The organism is Mesorhizobium sp. M7A.F.Ca.CA.004.12.1.1, assembly GCF_003997835.1.
In the GTDB taxonomy this organism is placed as follows: Bacteria; Pseudomonadota; Alphaproteobacteria; order Rhizobiales; family Rhizobiaceae; genus Mesorhizobium.
Genome location: NZ_RZRK01000161.1, coordinates 1 through 9,700 on the forward strand (window position 1 = coordinate 1; position 9,700 = coordinate 9,700).

Here is a 9,700-nt window from a genome sequence, read left to right on the forward strand (position 1 = left end):
GGTTTTCTTCGGGCCCTCCGCCCGCCATTGGCTGACGGAGCATCAAGCGAACAACCCGCCTGTGCGGCGGGTCACTGGCGCAAATCAGCACCATGGACAAAAATGTACCATAGCTGAGGTCACCGAGTCAAGAAAAAATTCCTATAGTCAACGGCGCCGTCGTTGACAGCGGCGGCGGCATGCGTCCACTATTTCGCGGCACGGGAGGATCGTGAAAGCAATGGCGGAAGTGTCCCTGGTCCTGATCGACCGGCTGCTGGCGATATCGCGGGCGCTTGCCGGCCATATCGATCCCGGCACGGCGTTCCGCGCGACCGCCATCGAGATCGGCACGCTCATCCCGCACGACCATATCGATCTGGCTGTGCTGTCTCACGATGGGCGCATGCATGCCTGCTACGAAGCCGGTTTCCACACCAGTTGGAGCGAGCTCGCCCAGCATCCGGTGGAAGGCAGTCCGATTCGCTTCGTGTTGTGGGGCAAGACGCCTTACCTGTTGTCGGACAACGCGCTTGTCGACGACCGTTTTCATTTTGCCGGCGCTTTCGACGAGCCGATTTTCGCGGCCAAGCTGCGCAGCCGCATCATCGTGCCGCTCAGGGCGCGCGGTAGCGTCATCGGCGCGCTCAACATCAGTCGGCACGAAATCGGCTGCTACACGCTTGCCGATGTCGCGGTCGCCCAGCAATGCGCCGATCTGATCGCGCCCTATATCTTCGCGCTGATCCAGACCGAGGAGGCGCGCCGCGCCATGCTGGCCGAGAGCGAGGCGCGCAACCGCGTCGAACTGCTGCGCGTAGGCGCCTCGCAATTGACCGAGGGCATGGAGCGCGAACGCCGCCGCATGGCCATGGACCTGCACGACCAGACGCTTGCCGATCTCGCCCGCATCGCGCGCCAGCTTTCGGCCTTGCGCGGCCAGGGCGTGGCGCGGGCCGCGCAGCTTGCCGACCTCGAGCAGGAGGTCGCCGGCTGTCTGACGGAACTGCGCCACATCGTCGACGCCATGCGGCCGAGCGTGCTCGAACTGTTCGGCCTGCGCGATGCGGTCGAAGCGCATCTCAACCGCAGTGTCAGCAAGGCCAAGCCGCCGATCGCCGTGCGCATCGCCGACACCAGCGACGGCGGCGCCGACAGTTTGCCGGAGCCAGTGCGGACCGCGCTCTACCGGATCGTGCAGGAAGCGATCAACAATGCCGTTCGCCATGCCGCGCCGCACCGCATCGACGTGCTGCTGGCGTCGACCGCAAGCGTGCTGCGGGTGATCGTGACGGATGACGGCCAGGGCTGCGGCACCGTCGACCCGGCTGCGTATGGCGGCATCGGCCATATGCACACGCGGGCAGCCCTTATTGGGGCGCGGCTGCGCATCGGCCAGGCCGGCCGCAAGAACGGCGGCACCCGTGTCGTCGTCGAGATCGACCGCCAGCCGTCGCGAGAATTGGCGGCGGCAGCGGTGCCTGGCGAGTTCGCCGTATCGGAGGCCATGTGATGCTTGTGATGATCGCCGAGAATGACGGGCTGCACCGTAGCTTCGCGCGGCGGACGGTGGAGCAGCTGTGGCCCGGCGACGTCGAGGTGATCGAGGCGAGCGACGGCGAGGACGCCATCAACCTGGCGGCCCAACGCGAGCCACTGCATGTCGTGCTCGATTTGCAGATGCCGAAGGCGACGGGAATCGAAGTTGCCAAGGCGATCTGGAACCGCCGCGCCGGCACGCACATCCTGTTCTGGTCGAATTTCGCCGACGAAGCCTATGTGCGCGGCGTGGCACGCATCGTGCCGCCCGGTTCGGTCTACGGCTATGTGCTCAAATCGGCGACGGAGGAGGGCATGCGGTCCGCGCTGCGCGGGGTTTTCCGCGAAGGCCACTGCATCATCGACCGCGAGATCCGCGGCATCCAGCACCGCGTGCAGGACAAGTTCGAGGGCATCACCGACGGCGAATATGAGAGCCTGATCGACATCGCGCTCGGCCTGACCGACCGGGCGATCGCGGCGCGGCGCGGCCTGTCGATCCGTGGTGCGCAGAGCCGCATCAAGCATGTCTATGACAAGCTCGGCATCGTGCCGGCGGACGACGGCGCCGGCGATGCTTCCGTGTTCAACTCGCGGACGCGGGCGATCTATCTCGCCATGGCGCGTGGCCTGATCAACATCGACGCACTGCGCCGCGAACAGGACCGGCTCGATGCCTGGCTGGCGGAGCACTGAACAGCGGCGGCCACGCCCCGGAACTTCGGAAGGTCAGGCGCATTGCTAGTGAACGCCAACTCAATGCCTGCGGACCCGAAGTGCGACCCTCAATCACAGATTCATGGCATCTGGTGCGTGAAAGCATAGTCGGCTTCATCAACGACAATGCGCTTAGCCATGGTGCTGCGATGGCTTTCTATGCCACCACCTCGCTGGCGCCGATCTTGCTGATCGTGGTTGCGATTGCTGGTCTCGTCTTCGGCCACGATGCCGCACAATTGGCCTTGTCCGCGCAGATATCAGGGCTGATGGGACCGGAAAGCGCCGATCTCCTGAAGACTGCGCTGGAAAGTGCATCCGACAGTCTGTACGGCACCTGGGCCGCGATCATAGGGCTGGTCACCTTGCTGGTGGCCGCGTCTGGTGTCTTCGGCGAAATGCAGCAATCGTTGAACACGATCTGGAAGATCGAACCGCAAGGCAATTCCCTGTCGCGTCTGGTGCGGGCGCGGGCCGCCAGTCTGGGGTTGGTGGCCGCACTCGGGTTCCTGTTGCTGGTCTCTCTCATCGCAAGCACTGCGATTTCGGCACTGGGCGATTTCATCAACGCCTATCTGCCGTTCGGAACGATCATACTCAGCGGGATCAATGGCGTCGTTTCGTTTGCACTTATCTCGGTGATGTTTGCCGCCATCTACAAGGTTCTACCCGATCGAACCCTGGAATGGCGCGATGTGGCAATTGGCGCTATCGGGACCGCGGCCCTGTTCACACTGGGGAAATCGCTTATCGGCTGGTATATCGGCACCAGCGCGGTTGCGTCTTCGTATGGCGCCGCCGGCGGCCTGCTCGTCATACTGCTCTGGGTTTACTACTCGTCGGAAATTTTCCTCCTCGGTGCCGAGTTCACGCGCGCCTATTCCGTTCGGCACGGCAGCCGGTCCGATCTGAAAACCTTGGTTCACAGCCCTTTACCCGCGCAGCACGACTCGGCTCGAACACAACAGGAGTCCAACGCTGCAGGCGTGGTCGTGCTCGTGGCTGTGGCGTGCGCGAGCGCAACCTTGACCGCGCTTTTGCGGAGTGGTCGCCGGCCCTGATCTGACGTCGTCGCTATCCCGTGCTCGATAGGCACGGCCGACTGTGCAAACGCACAGTCGGCCGTGCGCTTTGACCCGTATCGGCTCGTCGGTACCGCGCCTACGCTCTGCCCCAACAAGAAGCCTATATCGGGAAGCGCTCATGCCATTTGTCACCATGCGGAGTAGCACGGCTGTTCGCGCCGGGAGCCGATGATGTCGGTGTCGGCGCGTGCGCGCCATTCCGGCTTCGACGACGTCGTCGGCGATGCGACCATTGAGACCCTGGCGAGCGGCTTCGGCTTCCTCGAAGGGCCGGTCTGGCACCCCTACGAGAAATGGCTGGTCTTCTCCGACATTCCGGAAAGCCGGATCTATCGCCGCAGTGCCGAAGGCGAGATCGAGCTGTTCCGCGCGCCGAGCCACAAGGCCAATGGCAACACGCTGGACCGCCAGGGGCGGCTGGTCACCTGCGAGCACGCAACGAGCCGGGTGACCCGCGCCGAACCCAACGGCAGCGCGACGGTGCTTGCCACGCACCATCAGGGCAAGCAGCTCAACAGCCCGAACGACATCGTCGTTGCCACCGGCGGATCGATCTATTTCACCGATCCGGGCTATGGCCGGAGGGAATTCTATGGCGTGCCACGGCCACAGGACCTGCCGTTCCAGGGCGTCTATCGCATCGATGGCGATGGCGCCCGGCTGACATTGCTGGCTGACGATTTCGGGCAGCCGAACGGGCTGTGCTTTTCGCTGGACGAGTCGCGGCTGTTCATCAACGACACCGAACGCGGGCATATCAGGGTGTTCGGCGTCGAAGCCAATGGCGACCTCGATGGCGGCGCGGTGTGGGCAGTGACCGAGGGCGAGGGGCCGGGGGCGCCCGACGGCATGAAGATCGACAGCCGCGGCAATCTTTACTGCACCGGACCCGGCGGCATCCACATTTTCGACGCCTCGGGCGCCATTCTTGGCGTCATCCGGACGCCCGAGGATTGCGCGAATTTCACCTTCGGTGACGACGATCTGCAAAGCCTCTACATCACCGCGTCGACGTCGCTGTACCGGCTCAGGGTGCGCGTGCCGGGATTGAGACTGTTTTGAGCTCGCGACAATCCGTGCTCAAATCAGAGTTGGGAGTGAGGCCGGGGTCAAAGCCGGTGGGAATGCAGCAGTCAACACATCTGGGAGGATAACGACATGAAGAAACTGTTCGTTCTGGGCGCTCTGGCGGCAATGCTCGCCTCGGGCACGGCGCTGGCCGACACCAGTGGCAAGAAGATCGCTTTTTCCAACAATTATGCCGGCAATTCCTGGCGGCAGGCGATGCTCGACAGCTATGGCATTGTCACCAAGAAGGCGGTCGCCGACAAGATCGTCGGCGCGGCCGACATCTTCACCACCGCCGACAAGGAGGTGCCGACACAGGCGGCGCAGGTGCAGAACCTGATCCTGCAGGGCTATGACGCGATCGTCATCAACGCGGCCTCGCCGGATGCGCTCAACGGCGCCATCAAACAGGCCTGCGATGCCGGCATCGTCGTCGTCTCCTTCGACGGCACCGTGACCGAACCTTGCGCCTACCGTGTCGTCGTAGACTTCAAGGACATGGGCAAGCAGGAAATCGAGCAGATGGCCAAGTTCCAGCCCAAGGGCGGCAATCTGCTGGAAATCCGTGGCCTTGCCGGGACCTCGATCGACGATGCCATCCATGCCGGCATCCTCGAAGGTGTCGCCGCCCATCCCGAGTTCAAGATCGTCGGTTCGGTGACCGGCGACTGGGACCAGACGACAGCGCAGAAGGCGGTGGCAACCATCCTGCCGTCGCTGCCCGACATCGTCGGCGTCGTCGACCAGGGCGGTGACGGTTACGGCGCGGCCCAGGCCTTCGCCGCCGCCGGCAAGCCGCGCCCGACCATCATCATGGGCAACCGCCAGGACGAGCTGCAGTGGTGGAAGGAGCAGAAGGACAAGGACGGCTACCAGACCTGGTCGGCTTCGATCGCGCCCGGCGTGTCGTCGCTCGCCTTCTGGGTGGCGCAGCAGGTGCTCGACGGCCGCACCGACATTCCGCACGATCTGCTGGTGCCGTATCTGGCCTTCACACAGGACGATTTCGAGGCCGAGCTGCCGAAGATCCCCAAGGGCGGCGTCGCCAGCCACGAATACACGCAGGAAGACGCGATCGCGGCCATCAAAGCCAACATCAAGTGAGCCTTGAACAAGCGTTGCCCTCCGGATCATCGAGCGGATATCGTTGAGCATGCCTGAAGGGAACGCTGACATCATCAGACTGAACGGCGCCGAAAAGCATTTCGGCGCCGTTCGCGCGCTGGGCGGCGTCGATTTCCATGTCGGCCCCGGCGAGTGCGTTGGTCTCGTCGGCCACAATGGCGCCGGCAAATCGACGCTGATGCACATGGTGGCTGGCACGCTGGTGCCCGACAGTGGCAAGATCGGCGTGCATGGCGACACCGAGGACAACTACTCGGTGTCGCGGGCGCAGCAGCTCGGCATACGCTGCGTCTTCCAGGAACTGTCGCTGTGCCCCAACCTCAGCGTCGCCGAGAACACGCGCATCAACCACGCGTCGCTGCGCGGCTTCGGCTGGCGGCGCAAGGCGGCGGATCTGATCGCCGCCAAGCTCGACGAGATCTTTCCGGGCCACAGCATTTCGGCGTCCGATATTGTCGGCGATCTGTCGATCGGCCGGCGCCAGATGGTGGAAGTGGCGCGCGCCTTCACCGTCACTCAGGATCGGCTCGACCTCGTCATCCTCGACGAGCCGACATCGTCGCTCGATGCGCATACGGCGGGCCAGCTGCTGGCCTTCGTGCGCCGCTTCGTCGCCGGCGGCAAAAGCTGCATCCTGATCTCGCATGTGCTGGGTGAGGTGCTGCGCAACGCCGATCGCATCGTGGTGATGCGCGACGGCAAGGTGGTTGTCGCCGACGCCGCCAGTGCCTTCGACCGCGACCGGCTGGTGACGGCGATGGGCGGAGCGGAGGCGCGCCAGAAGATCGCGGCGCAAATCGCGGCTGCCAAGCCCGCCGCCAGTCCGCTACGGGTCCGGGCGCGGCCCGCCGCGCAGAAGGACGGCACCGACCTCGTCGCCTGCGCCGGCGAGATCATCGGCCTTGCCGGTCTGGCGGGACACGGCCAGACCGATCTGCTGCTGGCGATCTTCACTGCTGCATCGCGCGCCCGGGCCGGTATCGAGGTGACCGCACCGGTGGCGCTGGTCGCCGGCGACCGCCAGTCGGACGGCATTTTTCCGCAATGGTCGATCGCTGAGAACATCGGCATCCGCTCGCTGGCGCGGTTGCGCAGCGGGCTGCTGATCTCGCCGCAGCGCGAGGCCGAGCTCGCCGCATTCTGGCAGAAGAAGATCGGCATCCGCACGCCCGATATGAACAACAACATTTTCTCGCTGTCGGGCGGCAACCAGCAGAAGGCGCTGTTTGCCCGCGCGCTCGGCTCGGACGCGCAGATCGTGCTGATGGACGACCCGATGCGCGGCGTCGATATCGGCACTAAGCTGGAGGTCTATGACCTCGTGCGCGAAGAGGCTGCCCGAGGCCGCACCTTCCTCTGGTACACCACGGAAACCGAAGAGCTCGACAATTGCGATCACATCTATGTCTTCAAGAACGGCCGCATCGTCGCCAATCTGCGCCGCGACGAGTTGACCGAAGAGAAGATCATCCAGTCCTCATTCGGCGATGCGGCCTGAGATGACGGCCGCCAGCCTCGACACCGCCGCCAGGACGTCCGCCGAGCGAGGCGCACTGGCCCGTGCCCGTCTGTTGCGCGGGCTGCTGCCGGCGCTGTCGCTGGCGCTGGTGCTGCTCGCCATCGCCTGGCTCAACCCGCGCGCCATCAGCTATTTCGGGTTCAGCCTGATGCTCAATTTGGCGATCCCGATCGCGCTGGCGACCATCGCGCAGATGTTCGTTATCGCCGGAAACGAGCTCGACCTGTCGATCGGTACTTTCGTCGGCTTCGTCGGCTGTGTCACGGCGACCTGGCTGAAGGACGCGCCGCTCATCGGCGTGATGATCCTGCTCGGGTCGATAGGCGTCTATGCGCTGCTCGGCGCGCTGATCCATCTGCGCAATTTGCCTTCGATCGTGGTGACGCTCGGCATGAGTTTCGTCTGGCAGGGGCTTGCCATTCTCGTCTTGCCCAAACCGGGCGGCAAGGCGCCGGACTGGCTGCTCGGGCTGATGGCGTTCAAGCCGCCCTTCATTCCGTTCCCGATCATCGCCGCGCTGCTGATCGGCCTCATCGTTCATTTCGGCCTGATGCGCACTTCCTATGGCGTGATCCTGCGCGGCTCCGGCGGCAATCCGGCGGCACTCGGCCGCGCCGGCTGGTCGCTGCTCAAGACCAAGATCGTGCTGTTTGCGCTGGCCGGTCTGTTCGGCGTGCTGTCCGGCATGGCGCTGATCGGCATCACCACCTCGGCCGACGCCAATATCGGCAATGGCTACACGCTGCTGGCGATCGCCGGCGTCATCCTCGGCGGCGGCGAATTCGTCGGCGGCCGGGTGTCGCCGATAGGTGCTGTGATCGGCGCGCTGACGCTGGCGCTGGCGGCCTCGCCGCTGCTCACCTTCATGCACATTCCACCCGATTGGCAGGTTGCCGCCAACGGCGCCATCCTCATCATCGTGCTGGCGGCGCGGGTGCTGATCAGCCGCAAGGAGAGGTGAGCGATGACATCGGTGAAATCGCTGCTCGCCAAACCCTGGATCTGGTCGTTCATTGGCGCGCTTCTGGTGTGGCTGGCGACGATCGCCTTCACCGGCGGTTATGGCGCCGGCGGCATGGTGACGGCGGCCCTGTCGCTGGCGGTGTTCACCGTCATTGTCGGCGTCGGCCAGATGTTCGTCATCACACTCGGCCCGGGCAATGTCGACCTGTCGCTGCCGGCCAATATCGGCCTTGCCAGCGCCGTCGCGATGAAAGTGATGGACGGCAATGATTCCATGATCGTGGTCGGGCTGCTGGCGGCGCTTGCCTGCGGGGCGGCGATCGGCGCCGCCAACTATCTGCTGATCTGGGCGCTGCGCATCCCGCCGATCATCGCCACGCTGTCGGCCAGCTTCATCATCCAGTCGATCGACATCAGCTACGGACGCGGCTTGCAGATCAAGCCGCCGCCGGGCTTCGCCGATTTCGCCAACCGGCAGATACTCGGCATTCCGGTGCTGGCCATCCTCACCGTGCTGTTCACCATCGGTGCGGCCATCGCCCTGCAGCGCATGATCTATGGCCGCTCGGTGCTGGCGATCGGCCAGAATATCCGCGCCGCCTGGCTCGCCGGCGTCAATGTCGGCCGCATCCGTTTCCTCACCTACACGCTGTCTGGTGCGCTCGGCGGCATCGACGGCGCGCTGCTCGCCGGCTATTTCCGTGGCGCCAATGTCGATATCGGCAATGAGTATCTGCTGGCCTCGATCGCGGTCGTCGTCATCGGCGGCACGTCGGTCGCCGGCGGCAAGGCCAATGTGCCCGGGGTCTGGGGCGCGGCGCTGTTCCTGGTGCTGCTTTTGACCATGCTCAACACGTTTGGGGTGAGTGCCGGGGTGCGATTGCTGCTCACGGGGCTGATCATTGTCGGGGTGATCACGGCGGCGGGCGGGCAGAAGGCGCCGCGGTAGGCTCCGCCTTCGTCGTCCCAGGCCTGTAATCATTGTGCCAGGCCGACATCCGGTTCCAATCGGCGTCATAGCGCTGTAAATCCCGTTCGCGCGGCCACGGCCGCTGAATAGCGCTGGGAGGTTTGCGTGTCCGATTTCGTGAAGGTCAGCCGCCACGGCGATGTCGCCGTCGTCACCATCGACAACCCGCCGGTCAACGCGCTGAGCTTCCATGTCCGCGAGCCGCTGATGCAGGCGCTGGTTGAGTTGCGCGACGATGCTTCGGTTGCCGCCATCGTCATTGCATGCGCCGGCCGGACCTTTGTCGCTGGCGCCGACATCACCGAATTCGGCAAGCCGATGCAGCAGCCGGAGCTGCGCGCCATCGTGGCGACGCTGGAAACCATCGCCAAGCCAACGCTAGCCGCCATCCACGGCACCGCCCTCGGCGGCGGGCTGGAGCTGGCGCTCGGCTGCCATTTCCGTATCGCCGACGTCGGCGCCAAGCTCGGCCTGCCGGAAGTCAAGCTCGGCCTGTTGCCGGGCGGTGGCGGCACGGTACGGCTGCCGCGCCTTGTCGGCGCGACGAAGGCGCTCAGGATGATCGTCTCCGGTACGCCGATCGGCGCGACCGAGGCGCATGAAGCCGGCCTCGTCGACGCTGTCTTCGATGGCGATCTGGCCACGCATGCCGTGAACTTCGCTGGGGAAATCGCCCGCAAGGGTGGCCCCTTCACGCCGGTGCGTGATCGCAATCAGGGACTCAAGGAGACCGAC

9 protein-coding genes are annotated in these 9,700 nt (G+C 65.0%); all 9 read left to right on the plus strand.

Translation table 11 applies throughout. The features are described from left to right. The first annotated feature begins 220 nt into the window (after window positions 1–220). Window positions 221–1,492 (plus strand): histidine kinase, encoded by a 1,272-nt coding sequence (locus EN984_RS11170; RefSeq protein WP_127267463.1) that lies wholly within the window; start codon window positions 221–223, stop codon window positions 1,490–1,492. Then, window positions 1,492–2,214: a response regulator transcription factor gene (locus tag EN984_RS11175; RefSeq protein WP_127267464.1), complete on the plus strand. Its 723-nt coding sequence runs from the start codon at window positions 1,492–1,494 to the stop codon at window positions 2,212–2,214. Before EN984_RS11170 ends, EN984_RS11175 begins: the two co-directional genes overlap by 1 nt. A 113-nt stretch (window positions 2,215–2,327) precedes the next feature. After that, the gene (locus EN984_RS11180; protein ID WP_245456784.1) at window positions 2,328–3,296 is read left to right on the plus strand and encodes a YihY/virulence factor BrkB family protein; all 969 of its coding nucleotides are present in this window, start codon (window positions 2,328–2,330) and stop codon (window positions 3,294–3,296) included. 195 nt (window positions 3,297–3,491) lie between these two features. Beyond that, window positions 3,492–4,382: an SMP-30/gluconolactonase/LRE family protein gene (locus EN984_RS11185; RefSeq protein ID WP_127267466.1), complete on the plus strand. Its 891-nt coding sequence runs from the start codon at window positions 3,492–3,494 to the stop codon at window positions 4,380–4,382. 96 nt (window positions 4,383–4,478) lie between these two features. After that, window positions 4,479–5,492 carry an ABC transporter substrate-binding protein gene (locus EN984_RS11190; protein WP_023811211.1) on the plus strand — a complete coding sequence of 338 codons (1,014 nt, stop codon included), beginning with the start codon at window positions 4,479–4,481 and terminating at the stop codon, window positions 5,490–5,492. Between the two features lie 49 nt (window positions 5,493–5,541). Beyond that, the gene (locus EN984_RS11195; protein ID WP_127270027.1) at window positions 5,542–7,011 is read left to right on the plus strand and encodes a sugar ABC transporter ATP-binding protein; all 1,470 of its coding nucleotides are present in this window, start codon (window positions 5,542–5,544) and stop codon (window positions 7,009–7,011) included. 1 nt (window position 7,012) lies between these two features. Then, window positions 7,013–7,993, plus strand: a complete 981-nt coding sequence (locus EN984_RS11200) for an ABC transporter permease (RefSeq protein ID WP_164748786.1) — start codon at window positions 7,013–7,015, stop codon at window positions 7,991–7,993. 3 nt (window positions 7,994–7,996) lie between these two features. After that, entirely contained in the window at window positions 7,997–8,944 is a 948-nt protein-coding gene (locus EN984_RS11205; protein ID WP_127270023.1) for an ABC transporter permease, read from the plus strand. A 126-nt stretch (window positions 8,945–9,070) separates the two neighbouring features. Beyond that, a partial coding sequence (locus EN984_RS11210; RefSeq protein WP_164765437.1) for an enoyl-CoA hydratase/isomerase family protein occupies window positions 9,071–9,700 on the plus strand: 630 nt, incomplete at its 3' end.

Excerpts from the sequence above, each read along its gene's own strand:
- EN984_RS11175 (WP_127267464.1), top strand. The coding sequence starts at position 1,492 with ATGCTTGTGATGATCGCCGAGAATGACGGGCTGCACCGTAGCTTCGCG.
- EN984_RS11205 (WP_127270023.1), top strand. The coding sequence starts at position 7,997 with ATGACATCGGTGAAATCGCTGCTCGCCAAACCCTGGATCTGGTCGTTC.
- EN984_RS11190 (WP_023811211.1), top strand. The coding sequence starts at position 4,479 with ATGAAGAAACTGTTCGTTCTGGGCGCTCTGGCGGCAATGCTCGCCTCG.
- EN984_RS11170 (WP_127267463.1), top strand. The coding sequence starts at position 221 with ATGGCGGAAGTGTCCCTGGTCCTGATCGACCGGCTGCTGGCGATATCG.
- EN984_RS11185 (WP_127267466.1), top strand. The coding sequence starts at position 3,492 with ATGTCGGTGTCGGCGCGTGCGCGCCATTCCGGCTTCGACGACGTCGTC.
- EN984_RS11200 (WP_164748786.1), top strand. The coding sequence starts at position 7,013 with ATGACGGCCGCCAGCCTCGACACCGCCGCCAGGACGTCCGCCGAGCGA.
- EN984_RS11195 (WP_127270027.1), top strand. The coding sequence starts at position 5,542 with ATGCCTGAAGGGAACGCTGACATCATCAGACTGAACGGCGCCGAAAAG.